The organism is Salinarchaeum chitinilyticum (genome assembly GCF_055390775.1).
Genome location: NZ_AP043888.1, coordinates 1,050,763 through 1,064,341, shown reverse-complemented (window position 1 = coordinate 1,064,341; position 13,579 = coordinate 1,050,763). Strand labels below are relative to the sequence as shown.

At 67.8% G+C, this 13,579-nt stretch carries 16 protein-coding genes and 1 tRNA gene; 7 read left to right on the top strand and 10 right to left on the bottom strand.

Annotated elements, in window-relative coordinates:
• Positions 1–15 precede the first annotated feature (15 nt).
• The 4 genes from ACZ5KP_RS05335 to ACZ5KP_RS05320 all read right to left on the bottom strand — a co-directional run bounded on the left by ACZ5KP_RS05335 (position 16) and on the right by ACZ5KP_RS05320 (position 4,894).
• The gene (locus tag ACZ5KP_RS05335) at positions 16–1,632 is read right to left on the bottom strand and encodes a methyl-accepting chemotaxis protein (protein ID WP_460920682.1); all 1,617 of its coding nucleotides are present in this window, start codon (positions 1,630–1,632) and stop codon (positions 16–18) included.
• Between the two features lie 172 nt (positions 1,633–1,804).
• Positions 1,805–2,674 carry a succinate--CoA ligase subunit alpha gene (gene sucD / locus ACZ5KP_RS05330; RefSeq protein ID WP_460920680.1) on the bottom strand — a complete coding sequence of 290 codons (870 nt, stop codon included), beginning with the start codon at positions 2,672–2,674 and terminating at the stop codon, positions 1,805–1,807.
• Positions 2,671–3,819: an ADP-forming succinate--CoA ligase subunit beta gene (sucC, locus tag ACZ5KP_RS05325; RefSeq protein WP_460920678.1), complete on the bottom strand. Its 1,149-nt coding sequence runs from the start codon at positions 3,817–3,819 to the stop codon at positions 2,671–2,673. The genes sucD and sucC overlap by 4 nt, the downstream gene beginning before the upstream one ends.
• A 448-nt stretch (positions 3,820–4,267) precedes the next feature.
• Entirely contained in the window at positions 4,268–4,894 is a 627-nt protein-coding gene (locus ACZ5KP_RS05320) for a toll/interleukin-1 receptor domain-containing protein (protein WP_460920676.1), read from the bottom strand.
• 125 nt (positions 4,895–5,019) lie between these two features.
• Between ACZ5KP_RS05320 and ACZ5KP_RS05315 the strand changes: the two genes are divergently transcribed.
• Positions 5,020–5,208 carry an HEWD family protein gene (locus tag ACZ5KP_RS05315; RefSeq protein ID WP_460920674.1) on the top strand — a complete coding sequence of 63 codons (189 nt, stop codon included), beginning with the start codon at positions 5,020–5,022 and terminating at the stop codon, positions 5,206–5,208.
• A 28-nt stretch (positions 5,209–5,236) separates the two neighbouring features.
• On the opposite strand, the gene ACZ5KP_RS05310 is transcribed toward ACZ5KP_RS05315, so the two are convergent.
• Positions 5,237–6,664, bottom strand: coding sequence for an FAD-dependent oxidoreductase (locus ACZ5KP_RS05310; RefSeq protein WP_460920672.1), 1,428 nt, complete (start codon positions 6,662–6,664; stop codon positions 5,237–5,239).
• A gap of 109 nt (positions 6,665–6,773) precedes the next feature.
• The gene (locus ACZ5KP_RS05305; protein ID WP_460920670.1) at positions 6,774–6,911 is read right to left on the bottom strand and encodes a hypothetical protein; all 138 of its coding nucleotides are present in this window, start codon (positions 6,909–6,911) and stop codon (positions 6,774–6,776) included.
• Positions 6,912–7,530: 619 nt separating this feature from the next.
• On the opposite strand from ACZ5KP_RS05305, the gene ACZ5KP_RS05300 reads away from it, so the two are divergent.
• From ACZ5KP_RS05300 to ACZ5KP_RS05290, 3 genes are all read left to right on the top strand, one after another.
• Positions 7,531–8,019, top strand: a complete 489-nt coding sequence (locus ACZ5KP_RS05300) for a 50S ribosomal protein L11 (RefSeq protein ID WP_460920668.1) — start codon at positions 7,531–7,533, stop codon at positions 8,017–8,019.
• A 433-nt stretch (positions 8,020–8,452) separates the two neighbouring features.
• Entirely contained in the window at positions 8,453–8,686 is a 234-nt protein-coding gene (locus ACZ5KP_RS05295; protein ID WP_460920666.1) for a helix-turn-helix domain-containing protein, read from the top strand.
• Between the two features lie 111 nt (positions 8,687–8,797).
• Complete coding sequence (locus ACZ5KP_RS05290; protein ID WP_460920664.1) at positions 8,798–8,995, top strand: hypothetical protein; 198 nt, start codon at positions 8,798–8,800, stop codon at positions 8,993–8,995.
• Between the two features lie 44 nt (positions 8,996–9,039).
• Here ACZ5KP_RS05290 and ACZ5KP_RS05285 read toward each other — a convergent pair whose 3' ends face one another.
• Both ACZ5KP_RS05285 and ACZ5KP_RS05280 read right to left on the bottom strand, forming a co-directional pair.
• Complete coding sequence (locus ACZ5KP_RS05285; RefSeq protein WP_460920662.1) at positions 9,040–9,858, bottom strand: HD domain-containing protein; 819 nt, start codon at positions 9,856–9,858, stop codon at positions 9,040–9,042.
• 98 nt (positions 9,859–9,956) lie between these two features.
• Positions 9,957–10,433: a redoxin domain-containing protein gene (locus ACZ5KP_RS05280; protein ID WP_460920660.1), complete on the bottom strand. Its 477-nt coding sequence runs from the start codon at positions 10,431–10,433 to the stop codon at positions 9,957–9,959.
• An 84-nt stretch (positions 10,434–10,517) separates the two neighbouring features.
• On the opposite strand from ACZ5KP_RS05280, the gene ACZ5KP_RS05275 reads away from it, so the two are divergent.
• A complete protein-coding gene (locus ACZ5KP_RS05275; RefSeq protein ID WP_460920658.1) occupies positions 10,518–10,892 on the top strand; it encodes a hypothetical protein in 375 nt (124 codons plus the stop codon).
• Between the two features lie 205 nt (positions 10,893–11,097).
• Here ACZ5KP_RS05275 and ACZ5KP_RS05270 read toward each other — a convergent pair.
• Positions 11,098–11,181 (bottom strand) — tRNA-Ser (locus tag ACZ5KP_RS05270).
• Positions 11,182–11,230: 49 nt separating this feature from the next.
• Entirely contained in the window at positions 11,231–11,941 is a 711-nt protein-coding gene (locus ACZ5KP_RS05265) for a hypothetical protein (RefSeq protein WP_460920656.1), read from the bottom strand.
• 114 nt (positions 11,942–12,055) lie between these two features.
• On the opposite strand from ACZ5KP_RS05265, the gene ACZ5KP_RS05260 reads away from it, so the two are divergent.
• Positions 12,056–12,946: a mechanosensitive ion channel family protein gene (locus ACZ5KP_RS05260; RefSeq protein ID WP_460920654.1), complete on the top strand. Its 891-nt coding sequence runs from the start codon at positions 12,056–12,058 to the stop codon at positions 12,944–12,946.
• A gap of 98 nt (positions 12,947–13,044) precedes the next feature.
• Positions 13,045–13,575 (top strand): PUA domain-containing protein, encoded by a 531-nt coding sequence (locus ACZ5KP_RS05255; protein WP_460920652.1) that lies wholly within the window; start codon positions 13,045–13,047, stop codon positions 13,573–13,575.
• The last annotated feature ends 4 nt before the right edge of the window (positions 13,576–13,579 follow it).

Here is a 13,579-nt window from a genome sequence, read left to right as displayed (position 1 = left end):
CCCAGCCCAGTGCGGTCAGTCGTCGCCGTCCTCGCTCGCGCTCGGCGCTGGCATGGCGGCGGCGCCCGAGGAGAGCTGCTGGCGCGTCGACACCGAGAACTGTCCGACGACGTCGGTGAGGCGGTCGGCCTGACTGTCGAGCGAGCGCGCCTTCGCGGAGACCTCGCCGATCTCGACGGCGGTCGATTCGGAGGCGTCCGCGACCCGGTCGGCTTCCCGGGAGGTTTCCGCGGAGACGGTCGCGACCCGTTCGATGAGCCCGGCGAGCGACTCGACGGTCTCGGCCTGGTCGTTGCTCGCGCGGTCGATCTCCCGGACGCTGTCGGAGACGTGCTCGACGCGGTCGGTGACGGTCACGAGTTCGGCCTCGAGGTCGTCGACGGCGTCCGTGGCGCCGGCGATCCGCCCCTCGACGGCCTCGATCTCGACCGCGCTCTCGGTCGCACGGGAGCGCAGCGACGCGATCGTCCCCTGGATCTCCTCGACGGCCTCCTGGATCTCCGCGGAGAGCTCCTGGACCTCGTCGGCGACGACGTCGAACCCGCCGTCGTCCCCCGCCACGTCGCGATCGGTGCGGGCGCTCTCGATCGCGGCGTTGAGCGCCAGCATGTTCGTCTGCTGGGCGATGTCGTCGATCAGTTCGATCGACTCGGCGATGCGCCGCGCGTCGTCGTTGAGGCGGTCGATGGTCTCGGCGACCTCGGCGGTGTGTTCCTCGGCCTCGTGCATCTGGTCGGCGGCGTGGGTCGCCGTCGAGACGCCGTCGTCGGCGAGGCCGGCGACTCGTTCGGACTGCTCGGCGATCGTCCCCGTCGTCGCGGCGACCTCTTCGATCGTGGCGGAGAGCTCCCGGACCTCGCCCGCGGCGGTCTGGAGGTCGTCGGTCTGGCGGCCGGAGCCCTCCGAGATCTCCCGGACCGCCTGACTTACCGACTCGCTGGCCTCGCCGATCTCCTGGGCGCTGGCCTGGAGGTCGCTGCTGGCGTCGTCGACGACGTCGGTGAACCGCTTGACCTGGACGACGGCGCGTTCGAGTTCGGAGAGCATCCGGTTGCAGGAGGCCGCGATCTTGGCCATCGCCTCGTGGTCGGTGCGGGCGTCGAGGCGCTGGGTCAGGTCGCCGTCGGCGACCGCGTCCATCACCTCGCTGAACCGCTCGGCCTCCGCGAGCAGTGCGTCGTTGTCGCCGGCGAGCGTCTCACGGGCCGCTTCGACGGACGCGCGCTCTTCCTCGAGGGACTCGATCCGGGACTCGGTGGCGTCGCGCAGGCCGTCGACCGCCGCGTAGGCGTCCCCGACCTCGTCGATCCGATCGGTCTCGAACTCCGTCGCGTCGTCGCCGTCGGCGACCGACTCGGTTCGGTCTGTGAGCCGTTTCAGGGAGCGGCTCGTTCCGCGGCCGAGGACGACGCCGAGGAGCCCCAGCGTGAGTGCGACGGTCACGCCGATCGCTGCGAACGCGAGATAGAGATCGTCGGTGGCGACGGCGCCGTCCTCCGCGTTCGTGAGGAGCCAGTAGCCGGCGCCCGCCTGTACTGCCGCGATCGGTGCGCCCGCGAGGAGACACAGGGCGAGGACTTTCGCGCGGAGTCGGCTGCGGATCGCGTCCGGAATGACGGTGTGAGCTTGCATGGAGAGGCGGCTGTCGTTCCCTTCGTTGCTCGGGCTGCCGTATAATGGTTTGCCGTCGGCTCTACCCGATCGTCTGCGTCGAACTGGGTGCCGAACCCGTACTGAGAAACCGGGTGAACGCACCGGCCGCGCGACGCCACCCGAGCGTCGATTGTGGGTCGATCCCGCGCCGTTACAGCAGGTCTTCGATCGCTGCGGCGACCTGCTCGGGCGTCTCGCCGACCTCCGCGCCGGCCGCGTTCAGCGCGTCGATCTTGGACTGGGCGGTGCCCGTGCCGCTGCCGGAGACGATGGCGCCAGCGTGGCCCATCCGCTTGCCCGGCGGTGCCGTGCGGCCCGCGATGAATCCGACGACCGGCGTGTCCATGTACTGGCCGATGTAGTCGGCGGCCTGCTCCTCGTCCTCGCCGCCGATCTCGCCGCACATCACGACGGCGTGGGTCTCGGGGTCGGCCTCGAACGCCTCGAGGGCGTCGACGAACGTCGTCCCGATGATCGGGTCGCCGCCGATGCCAATCGCGGTGGACTGGCCGAGCCCGCGCTCGGTGAGGTTGTCCACGACCTGGTAGGTGAGCGTCCCCGAACGGGAGACGAGCCCGACGTTCCCCGAGGAGAAGATGTTGCCCGGGAGAATGCCGAGCTTCGACTCGCCGGGGGTGATGATCCCCGGACAGTTCGGGCCGATGAGGTTCGTCTCGACCTCGGTGAGGCGCTTGCGGACCCGTGCCATATCCTGGGTCGGAACGCCCTCGGTGATCGCGACCGCGAGGTCGATCGGCGCGTCGAGGGCCTCCATGATCGCGTCGCCCGCGAACGCGGGCGGGACGAAGATGACGGAGGCGTCGGCGTCCTCCTCCTTCGCGGCCTGGTCGACGGTGTCGTAGACGGGGACGCCGTGGACCTCCTGGCCGCCGCGGCCGGGGACGGCGCCGGCAACGACGTTGGTGCCGTACTCGATCATCTGGCCGGCGTGGAACTTCCCTTCGCCGCCGGTGATCCCCTGGACGATGACCTTCGTATCGTCGTCGACGAACACGCTCATGCTTCCACCTCCTGGGCGTACTCGACGGAGCGCTGGACGGCGTCCTCGAGCGTCTGCTCGACGGTGACGAGGCTCTCGTCGAGGATCTCCATGCCCTCCTCCCAGTTCGTGCCCGCGAGGCGGACGACGACGGGCTTGGGGATCTCGTCGAACTGCCCCAGCGCCTCGTTGATACCGCGGGCGACCTCGTCGCCGCGGGTGATGCCGCCGAAGATGTTGAACACGACGGCGTCGACGTTGTCGTCGGAGAACACCATGTCGAGCGCGTTGGCGATCCGGTCGGCCTTCGCGCCGCCACCGACGTCGAGGAAGTTCGCGGGCTTGCCGCCGTAGTGGTCGACGAGGTCGAGCGTCGTCATGACCAGCCCGGCGCCGTTGCCGATGATGCCGACGTTGCCGTCGAGGCGGACGTAGTCGAAGTCGTACTCGTCGGCCTTCTGCTCGAGGGGATCGTCGCTCTTCGTGTCCTCCTCGTACTCGGCGATCTTCGGCTGGCGGAACAGGGCGTCCTCGTCGACGTTGAAGACGGCGTCCGCGGCGATCACGTCGTCGTCGCTCGTGACCATCAGCGGGTTGATCTCGGCGTCGGCGCCGTCGTTGTCGTCCCAGAGCTGGTAGAGCGTCTGGAGGACGCTCGCTACGTCGGTCGCGATCTCGCGATCGACGCCGGCCTCGAAGGCGGCCTTCCGGGCCTGGTAGGGATGCATGCCGAAGGCGGGGTCGACGTGCTCGCGGACGATCGCGTCGGGATCCTCCTCGGCGACCTCCTCGATGTTCACGCCGCCGCGCGTCGAGACCATCGCGACGGGCTTGCCCTCGCCGCGGTCCATCGTCACGCCGACGTAGAGCTCGTTGACGAAGTCGACGGCTTCCTCGACGAGCACGCGGTCGACGTGGATGCCCTTGAGGTCCATCCCGATGATGGACTCCGCTGCCGCGCGGGCCTCCTCGGCGTTCTCGACGAGCTCGATGCCGCCGGCCTTCCCGCGGCCACCGACCTGCACCTGGGCCTTCACCGCGACGGGATAGCCGATTTCGTCGGCAGCTGCGACGACCTCGTCGGGCGTCGACGCGAGCTGGGAATCCGGCGTCGGGATCCCGGCGTCGGCGAAGAGCTCCTTCGCCTGGAATTCGTGAAGTTTCATCGTAAGCGTGTGCGGGATTCTCCCCCGAGCGCAGTTAACGCCACCGAAACGAGGGACCGCGTGGCTCGATCCGAGCGGGTTCGTCTGGACGTTTGTGGGGTTGTGGCCTCGCAGTAGCTACCGCAGCAGCTGCCACCTCGGAAGCCCCCTCCCGTTGGCGTCCGCTGACTCGCTGTGGTCCTCGGCTTCGCTCACATCGTTCGCTCAGCCTGCGGTCCTTACTTCGTCAGCGAACGCCAGCGAGCTTTTCGGAAACAAGCACTGGACCGAGCGACCAGCGGGAGCGAGGGAAGCGCATGGTTCGAGAGAGCGGGGCTCTCTCGTCATCTCGAAAGACGCGGTGCATCTTTCGGCGACAGCGAGATAGAACGGTCCAGCGGGAGGGGGCTTCCGAGCGGTTCGCTGTCGCTGACGAGGCGATCGATCTCGAAACGCCACCTACCACAGACTACTCTGCTTTCTCTTCGGCCTGCGGCGCCACGCTGCGAACGAACCCGAGCGTCGCGGGATTGAACTCGTAGCCGGCGCCACACTCCGGGCACTCCGCGCGCAGGAGCTTGCCGTGCTCGAAGCGTTGCCAGAGGTCCTTCTGGAGCCGATCAATCTCGAGCTGGACTTCGGCGTTGCACTGGCCGTTGTTGCAGGGGAAGGCGACGTACCAGTTCGGGCTGGAGAGCGTGCCGATGGGTTCGAGCTCCGAGCGCAGCCGGCTGAGGAGGTTGAACACCGTCACCTCGGGGTTCTCTGCGTCGTACTGCACGCCGTCGGTGCCCTCGACGTAGCCCCGGAGATAGTCGTCGTCCTCGACGATCGGGATGATCGGGAGCCCCTTGGCCTTCGCGTAGCCGAGCTCCTGGTTCACCCAGTAATCGTCGGCCGCGTCGTCGGTCAGCAAGACGATCACGAGGTCGCTGTTCCGGAGCTGGCCCTCGAGATTGCGCCGGGCGCGTCCGGGCTCGACCTCCTCGCCCGCGAGTGCGACCGTCAGCGGGAGATTCCGGACCGAGGACAGCAGGTTCTGCGCAGCGTCGAGATCCGCCGTCGCGTGGGACACGAAGACGCGGGTTTCCGCCATGGCAGTGGTCTGGACCCCCGCGCAAATATTTCTTCCGTCGGTGGCCTGAAACGTTCGGCCCGTGCGGAGGGGGCCGCTGCTCTGCGTGGCGAGACGCTTATGCCCGGCCGTGTGAATCTCCACCTATGGGCACGAGGCTCCGGACCCCCGAAGATCGCACCTGCGAGCGCTGCGGCCGCGAGGAGTACTGGGACCAGTCCGACCGCGTGTGGCGGATCGCCGCGGACGAGGACGACGAAAAGCAGGTCGGCGACCCCTACTGCATCCACGAGTGGGATATCACGGGGGAGTTCACGCCGATCGAGGAGTACTGACGCGGCCGATTGCTCCGTTGGCGGTCCGTCACAGCTTCCCCGCGAGCACCTTCGCCGCCACCAGTACCGGGTCCCAGACCGGGCTAAACGGCGGTGCATAGCCCAGGTCGAGCCGCTCTACCTCGCCGACCGTCAGGTCGGCCTCCAGCGCCGTCGCGATCGTGTCGATCCGGATCGCGGCGCGATCCTCGCCGGCGATCGTGCCGCCGAGGAGCCGCCCGCTCTCGCGATCGGCGACGAGCGTGACGACCGTCTCCTCCGCGCCGGGGTAGTAGCCCGAGCGCGAGCCGGCGGTGATCGTCTCCGAGACCGGGTCGAAGCCGGCGGCCCGTGCCCGATCGTGATCGACGATCCCCGAGCGGCCACACTCCAGGTCGAACGCCTTGAGCATCGCCGTTCCGGCGATCCCGCCGACCTCGGTCAGCTCGCCGGCGACCGTCGCGCCGATCGCTCGCCCGGCGCGGTTCGCCGTGAGCCCCAGCGGCACCCACTCGTCCCCGTCAGCGACGACGTGGGTCATCTCCGCGCAGTCGCCCGCCGCGTAGACGTCGTCGACGCTGGTCCGGCCGTACTCGTCCGTTCGGACCGCGCCCGAGTCCCCGAGTTCGACGTCGGTGTCGGCCACCGGCCCGACGTTCGGGGCGATGCCGATGCCGAGCAGGGCGGCCTCGATGGCGAGCGTGCTGCCGTCGCCACAGCGCAGCCCGCTCACCCGCCCGTCCGTTCCGGTCAGCCGCTCGACCTCGGTTCCGAGGTGGAGCGTGACGTCGTTAGCGCGGAGTGCGTCGGCCACCTCCTCCGCAACGGCGTCGCCGAACTGCGGCACGAGGGCGTCCCCGCGCTGGAAGAGGTGCACGTCGAGCCCGTGGGCGTCGAAGGCCTCGGCCATCTCGATGCCGACGTAGCCGCCGCCGACGATGGCGACGGTCTCCGGCGGCGCCAGGTCGCCGTACTCCGCGGCACGCGCTTCGTCGAGGTAGGGGTCGCCGCCGAGGTCCGCGACGGTGAACGCGTCGGGATCGGCGAGCGTCGCCCGGATCGCCGCGGCGTCGGGGAGCCCGTGGAGCGAGAACGCGGCGTCGAGCGACGCGCCGGGGATCGGGTCGGTGACGGCGTGGGCGCCGGTCGCGAGCAGTAGCTCGTCGTAGGGCTGCTCGAACGCGCCGTCGGGGCCGCGAACCGCCACGGTCCCTGCGTCCGCGTCGACGGCCGTGACCTCGTGCTCGCGCCGGAGGTCGATGCCACGTTCCGCGGCGTCGGCAGGCGAGAGCGAGAGCAGATCGGTGAGTCGCTCCACTTCGCCCTTCACGAAGTAGGGCGTGCCACAGTGGGCGTAGGAGATCCAGTCGCCGCGCTCGAAGACGATCACGTCCCGCTCGGGCGCCTCGCGTTTGCACTTGCTCGCGGCGGAGAGGCCGGCGGCGTCGCCGCCGATCACGACGAAGGGATCGGGCATACTGCGTGTGTATCGGGAGCGAGCCTCAAAGGTTTCCGGTCGTGGAGGGGCCCCGTCCAACCGGGGGAGTGCGGCGCCGTTCGGCGCTCCGCTGACTCACCGCGACCCCTCACACCTCGTCGATCTCTCGGGCGAGTTCGACGATCTCGACCTTCCAGTCGTGCGTGGATCCTCGCGTCTGGAACTCCCACGCGCCGCGAACGTCGACGTCCGCTTTGATCGCTTTCTCGACTGTGGCTGCGAGCACCGACTCGAACTCCTCTGCCGTCGTAATCTGCGAAAGTGATTAGGAAAATTCAGCTTCGAGCGCTGCAGTTAGCGTTTCTATCTCTAAAACGTCTGACCCGTTGAACATCGACAGCGGGAACGATTTATGGCTATGATCGATCGATTCTCTCCAGAATCGAGCCAACTCCAGAAAGTCCTCTGATCGAACGAGTCGGTTTTGACCTTGTATCGTCGTTTAAGAAGCGCTTCTGTTCATACGAGTTCCAGTCGGCTTCGAATAGCTCCCCAAGGTGCATGTTGACAATCCATAAATCCAATCACAATAACAATTTTGCCAGAACTGATGTCACGTCCGATACACCGACACCCGATTCTCCTCTCCCTTTGATCGCTCCTGGATCTCTCTGAGTTTGAGCCCCTGCCCAAATGGAGGCCTCTACTCAACTCCTGACCGAGCCCAGCCGCGCTAGCTGGAGGACGGACTCACACAAGAACATCTCCTTTTCACACAAGGAGTACGGCAGACAGGTTCATCTCGTTCCACAGCTGATTTTGAGCGATCTGGCACCCGACGAGGTGTTCTTGAAGCTGATTGGGAAAAAGCAACCCTTAACTCCCGGAGGCCGGTTTTCCCGTGCATGGCTGGAACTATCGACGTACTGGTCCCTGGCGGCCAGGCGAATCCGGGACCGCCGCTCGGGCCCGAACTCGGCCCGACGCCGGTCGACGTGCAAGCGGTCGTGCAGGAGATCAACGACCAGACCGAGGCCTTCGACGGCACCGAAGTCCCCGTCACCGTCGAGTACGACGACGACGGCTCCTTCGAGATCGGGGTCGGCGTTCCGCCGACCGCCGAGCTCGTGAAGGACGAGGCCGGCTTCGAGACCGGCTCGGGCACTCCGCAGTCGGAGTTCGTCGCCGACATCTCCGTCGAACAGGTCAAGCAGATCGCCGAGCAGAAGCTCCCCGACCTGCTGGCCTACGATCTGAAGAACGCCTCGAAGGAGGTCGTCGGGACCTGCACCTCGCTGGGCGTCACGATCGAGGGCGAGAACCCTCGTGAGTTCAAGGAGAAGATCGACGCTGGCGAGTACGACGACGTGTTTGCGGAGGAGGCGGCGGCGTAAGCCGCAGACGACGAAGCAAACGCTCGAAAACCGACCGCAGGGAGTTTTTCGGTGTCTTCGCCGAAGAAACTCAGCGTAGCGAGGCTTCGAGCCGAAAACTCGTCAGCAGTGCGAAGCGATTCTGCCGGTATTTCGCTGCGACGGCGAGCGACGCGAGCCGTCGAAGCGAAGAACGCGCGTTGCTCCCTCGACGCGAACGACGTGAGGCCCTCTGGACCCTGTCGTCCACTGGACGACGGATCTCCTCACCAGGTTCGACGATCGGTGGAATTCACGTCGTGCTCCGTCGAACGCGGCGCCGCCGCCGGGTTCTCCGGCGGGCAACGGCCCACGCTCACCGCCGAATCGCACCGACAATCCGTCGCCGTCTATCGATTTCGACGATCGACGTGCAGGAGTTTTAATATCGTCGAAGTAGTCGACGGGAGTAGTGATGGCAGTCGTGGAATCCGAGGCACGCAGCGCGTTGCGTTCCGAGATCGAGTCGCCGACAGCCAAACTGGTCTACCTCTCCCTGGCCGAACAGGGCCGGGCGTCCGTGGCCGAGCTCCAGGACCGCCTGGGCGAGCCCCGACTCACGCTCTACGGCGTGCTGGACTCGCTCGTCGAGACCGGCGTCGTCGAGGTCGATCGCGACGGGAGTGGTTCGGTGTACTCGCCCGCCTGAACGACGGGCGCGATCGGGTCGAGCGGGCTCCTGTCGGCGTCGACCTGCCGCTCTGAGCGCTCCACTGCGGTGGCTTTTTCCAGACGGACGCGGTCGGTTCATCCGATCGCCGTGAAACAGTACTACCGTCGCGTCGACCGGTGGATTCGCGGTCTCTCCCGCGGCGCTCACGCGCTGTTGCTCGGGATCTGCGCAGTCGTCGGCGTGCTCGTCGCCGGGCTCGTCGTGAGCGCGGAGCTGCTCGTGTTGCAGGCGCTCACGACGGGTCTCGTGATCGGCGGTCTCCAGTACGTCTTCGGGCAGTGGTGACTCCCGGGTCGAGACTGCCCCGCCGGTCGTTCCCAGCGCGTTCCTCAGAGTTCGATCCGTTCGACGAGCTGGTCGTCCGTGTCCTCCTTCGCGTTGATCGCGACGATCCGGACGTACTCCTCGAGCCCGGAGTCCTGCAGCTTCGCCTTCAGGAGATTGTCGACCTGGAAGACGCCCGCCGCGTTGGTCATCTGGATCTCGACCATGACCGCGGCGTCATCGCCGGGCATGAGTGACACTTGCTTGATCGCCTGGCTAGAGATCGTGTTGATCCCGCGACCGCCGGTCTCGTAGGGGATCCGCGAGCGCCCCCGCTCCATGTCCAGCGCGTCGGCGACGCGAATGACGCCCGCCTCGAGGGTCAACGGCTCCTCCTCGATGTGGTGACAGAGGATCGCGTGCAGGGTCTCGCCCTTGACGCGAACGGCGTCCCCGACGTCGTAGAACTGCGGGAGGATCTCGTCGAGGATGTCCGCCGCCAGCGGGATCGAGTAGTAAGGATGGTCGTCGCGATGGACGACGTGGCCGATGTCGTGGAGCGTCGCCGCGAGCGCGACGATCACCGCCTCGTCGGCCTCCTCCAGGCCCTGGTCGGCCGCGCCGTTGAACTCGACGCCGGCCTCCTTCAGCAGGTCGTAGAGACAGAGCGCGCGGTGGCGGACGATCTCGACGTGTTTGCGCCCGTGATCGTTGTACCGCTTGCGCTTTACGGGATTGACGTTCTGGGCCTCGAGATACGCCTGTACCTCCTCGTCCTCGTTCACCAGTGCCAGCACCTCGTTGACGCGCTCGTCCGGGAAGGAGTGGTCGGCGTCGGGATCGTACACGTGGCCGCCGTCACCGGTGGCTGCCTGTTCGCTCATAGTAGACGTGCGGCCGGAAGCCGCAAAAGGGCAGCGACCACCAGCTTCCGCCGCCGGCAGTACTTCTCCGCGATCGGACGTAGCGCCCGCGCCCGTCGTCAGTCCAGGGCTTCGACCGCCGCGAGCACCTCGTCGTAGTCGGGCTCGACGCCGGGATCGTCCGAGACCCACTCGTAGGCGACCTCGCCGTCCTGGTCGACGACGAACACCGAGCGCTTGGCGACGCCCTCGACGCCCAGCTCCGCGAAGTCCATCGGAATCCCGTAGTCGTCGACGATCTCGCGGTTCAGGTCGCTCGCGAGGTCGACGTCGACGCCGAGATCGTCGCGGAAGGCGTTCAGCGAGAACGGCGAGTCCCGGCTGACGCCGACGACCTGTGCGCCCGCCGCCTCGAACTGATCGAGCCGGTCGTCGAAGGCCTCGATCTCGTGGCTGCAGACGCTCGTGAACGCGCCCGGGAAGAAGGCCAGCACGACCGGGCCGTCCTCCAGCGCCTCGGTGAGGGAGAACGTCTCGACGTCACCTGTCGCGAGCGGTGCAGTAAAGTCGGGGACTGCGTCGCCGTCTGTTGGCATCGGGCGAGCGTTTGGGGCTGCGTCGGAAGGGGGTTTCGAGTGCGGCGAGGTACGCTTATGGGAGCTTGCACGCAACCGTCGCGCATGGCGGCGTCGGACTCCACGCAGGCGGGGAACGCTCGTTCGCGGACGCCTGCCGGGATCGTCATTCTCTGCCTGCTGTTGACCCTGTACAGCGTCCTCTGGTTCGTTACGGCGGCATTCGGTACCGGAGCGATCGCTGCGATCGCGATACCCGTCGCCGTGAGCGTGCTGGTTCTCGTGTACCTGTTGTACACTGGAAGCGCCGTCGGGTGGTGGCTGGCACTCGTCGCTCTCGCCGGGAGTACGCTCTGGCGATTCTCCCTCGTCGCGCGTGGCAGCGCCGATAATCTCTCGAACGCGCTCGTCGGCCTCGGTCTCCTCGCGTACCTCATCAGCAAACACGAGTTCTATGGGGCGTTTTCAGCGGGCCGGTAGCGAGGTCTGTCGTTGGTGGAGGGTGCAGTCCTCACAGTGAACAAGCGTCGCTAGCGCGCTAAGGCTTGTCAGTCGAGCGAAGCAAGTCTGACGGTGTCCTGCCGAGCGGGGTGAGGCAGGGCTCTTCGAAGCTCACAATTGCTAGCGCCTGTCGTTCTCCTCGCCGATCGACTCGCTCCGCTCGTCGATAGATCTCGGAGAACGACGGTGGGGATGGGATTTGAACCCATGAGTCCGTGAAGACACCTGCTCTCAAGGCAGGCGCGTTGGGCCGCTCTGCCACCCCACCTACCAGTCGATTCCACTGCCTGCCAGTAATTCCTGTCGGTCCAGACGACTCACTCCACGCCGAGGCCCAGCTCCGACACCACGTCCGCCGTCGCTTCCGGCACCAGCCCGCCGGCGCGCATCCGCGCCCGGAGCATCGGCAGCAGATCCTCGACGTCCGCGGCGGTCTGGAGGAGCGGCTGCATCGCCTCGAAGTTCGTCCCGAGCCCGGCGTCGTTCGCGCAGTCCGTGAGCGTCTCGACGGCGGGGTGGTCGAGCGCGTCCTCGAAGTCGATCGGCTCGCCGAAGCCGGCGTAGTAGACGCGGCCGCCGGGCGCCGGGCCGATCACGACGGGATCGCTGCGGAGCTTCATCGCCGCTGCGTCGATCGCGGTGCGGCCCGCGAGCGGCGTTTCGGGCCGGAGCATCGCAGCGGTGTCGACGCCGTCCTCCTGCAGGAGGTGCGTGATCGTGTTGCCGACCCGCGCGGACTCCGTCGACCCGACCTGGACTTCGAAGCGCACGTCGTCGACGTCGTCGCGAACGCCACCAACGACCTCTCGGAGTGCGGCCTCGGGATCGACGTCTCCCTCGAACGCGTCCGGATCGGGGTAATTGACGAGCAGCTCGCCGCCGCTGCGGGTGACTGCCACGACCGTGTCCTGGATCATCGCGGCGTAGAGGTCGGCGGCAGCCTCGGCGGTGCAGACGTCCGCTTCGACGAGGTCTGTCAGGACGTGCCCCGGACGCGGCGGCTCGGCCAGCAGCGCGACGACTGTCATGGCCGCGGCTCGGTCGCCGACGGCCTTGAACGTTGAGACTCGGCGGTGGAGTGCCGGTCGCGCTCGGATCGCCGACGCCCGCGCTTTTCTGCCTGGCAGTCGTCAGCCCTGGACATGGCAGCCACGTTCCTCGCGTTCGTGATCCAGATCGGTACGCAGTTCGCGGACGTCGGCCTCGACGCGCTCACCGACCGCTGGTCGCTGCTCGTGCGCGCAGGCTGGTTCTGTGGAGCCTTCCTGCTCGTGGTGGTTCCGGGCTGGTACCTGCTCGTGCCGGCCGTCACGCGGATCGTCCGCAACCGGAATCGCAACAATCCGACGCTGGAGGAGGCGATCGCGCGCTATCTCTCGCTGTTCCTGTTCCTGCTCGCGGTCTTCCTCGGGGCGGCCGTCGCGGGCTACACCGGTTTCCTGACCAACTCGGCGATCGTCATCGCGGCAGCGACGCTCGCGCTCGGCGTCGCCGGCCAGTCGGTGATCGGCTCGCTCGTCAGTGGCACCGTCCTCGTGCTCGATCCCCAGTTCAACGTCGGGGACTACATCGAGTGGGAGGGCGGGCAGGGGACCGTCCGCTCGATCACGTTGCGGGTGACGCGGGTCCAGACGCTCGACGGCGAGATGGTGACGGTCCCCAACGAGCTGCTGACGAACCAGTCGGTCACCCGGCCCTTCGGCCACGGCCGGTTCCAGGTCGTCCAGCGCGTCAGCCTCTCCTACGACGACGACCTGGAAGCGGCGCTCACACAGCTCGAAACCGCGGCCGTGGAGCTGGAGGCGAGTCTCGACGCGCCGGACCCGCAGGTGTTCGTCGAGGAGTTCGGCGGCGACGCCGTCGTCGCGCGCGTCCAGTTCTGGATCGAGGACCCCGACCGCAGGGACGTGGTGCAGGTCCGCTCGCAGTTCGCGCGGACGGTCAAGCGCCGCCTCGACGCCGCCGGACTCACGATCGCGCCGGCTGCCAAGCGCGACCTCCAGGGCGAGATCGAGGTCGCGGAGCCAGCCTGACACCTGTCAGGAGGCGGGCCGCGACTCGTCTCGGCGCTCCACAGGGACCGCCACGCGGAACGAAGGGCTTTCGCCGGCCCGATTCGAAGCCAGCGTCGATGGACGACGAGCCGCCCTCGGCCGACGAGCTGGCCCGACTCCGGCGCGTGGCGAACTTCCAGTTCGGTCGCGGCGGTGCGGACGCGCTCTTCGCGCCGGGAGGCCACGCAGCGCCGCCGACGGACGGCGACGGCGTCGGCTCGATCACGGTCACCCGGACCGCTTCCGGCCGGGTCGAGCAGTGTTTCGACGACGGCACGCGCCTGTTCACCATGGAGACCAACGGCCGCTTCGTCTGCTCCGTCGCTGCCGGTCGGCGGCTCGTCGCGGGACTCGACGCACCGCGACACCGCGTCGTCGTCGGCGAGGAGAGCGTCGAGTTCGTCCGCGACGGCCGGAACGCGTTCGCGAAGTTCGTCCGATCGGTCGATCCCGGCCTCCGCCCCGGCGACGAGGCCGTCGTCGTCTACGACGACGGCGGGACTCCCGAGGTGCTCGGTGTGGGCCGCGCGGAGCTCTCCCCGGCGGCGATGACGGATTTCGACACCGGCGTCGCGGTGTTCGTGCGCCACGGCGCTGGCGACGAGTAGCGCT

What these genes read in the sequence shown, in the direction of transcription:
- ACZ5KP_RS05335 (WP_460920682.1), bottom strand. Translation starts at nt 1,632, where the DNA reads ATGCAAGCTCACACCGTCATTCCGGACGCGATCCGCAGCCGACTCCGC.
- sucD (WP_460920680.1), bottom strand. Translation starts at nt 2,674, where the DNA reads ATGAGCGTGTTCGTCGACGACGATACGAAGGTCATCGTCCAGGGGATC.
- sucC (WP_460920678.1), bottom strand. Translation starts at nt 3,819, where the DNA reads ATGAAACTTCACGAATTCCAGGCGAAGGAGCTCTTCGCCGACGCCGGG.
- ACZ5KP_RS05320 (WP_460920676.1), bottom strand. Translation starts at nt 4,894, where the DNA reads ATGGCGGAAACCCGCGTCTTCGTGTCCCACGCGACGGCGGATCTCGAC.
- ACZ5KP_RS05315 (WP_460920674.1), top strand. Translation starts at nt 5,020, where the DNA reads ATGGGCACGAGGCTCCGGACCCCCGAAGATCGCACCTGCGAGCGCTGC.
- ACZ5KP_RS05310 (WP_460920672.1), bottom strand. Translation starts at nt 6,664, where the DNA reads ATGCCCGATCCCTTCGTCGTGATCGGCGGCGACGCCGCCGGCCTCTCC.
- ACZ5KP_RS05300 (WP_460920668.1), top strand. Translation starts at nt 7,531, where the DNA reads ATGGCTGGAACTATCGACGTACTGGTCCCTGGCGGCCAGGCGAATCCG.
- ACZ5KP_RS05295 (WP_460920666.1), top strand. Translation starts at nt 8,453, where the DNA reads ATGGCAGTCGTGGAATCCGAGGCACGCAGCGCGTTGCGTTCCGAGATC.
- ACZ5KP_RS05285 (WP_460920662.1), bottom strand. Translation starts at nt 9,858, where the DNA reads ATGAGCGAACAGGCAGCCACCGGTGACGGCGGCCACGTGTACGATCCC.
- ACZ5KP_RS05280 (WP_460920660.1), bottom strand. Translation starts at nt 10,433, where the DNA reads ATGCCAACAGACGGCGACGCAGTCCCCGACTTTACTGCACCGCTCGCG.
- ACZ5KP_RS05275 (WP_460920658.1), top strand. Translation starts at nt 10,518, where the DNA reads ATGGCGGCGTCGGACTCCACGCAGGCGGGGAACGCTCGTTCGCGGACG.
- ACZ5KP_RS05265 (WP_460920656.1), bottom strand. Translation starts at nt 11,941, where the DNA reads ATGACAGTCGTCGCGCTGCTGGCCGAGCCGCCGCGTCCGGGGCACGTC.
- ACZ5KP_RS05260 (WP_460920654.1), top strand. Translation starts at nt 12,056, where the DNA reads ATGGCAGCCACGTTCCTCGCGTTCGTGATCCAGATCGGTACGCAGTTC.
- ACZ5KP_RS05255 (WP_460920652.1), top strand. Translation starts at nt 13,045, where the DNA reads ATGGACGACGAGCCGCCCTCGGCCGACGAGCTGGCCCGACTCCGGCGC.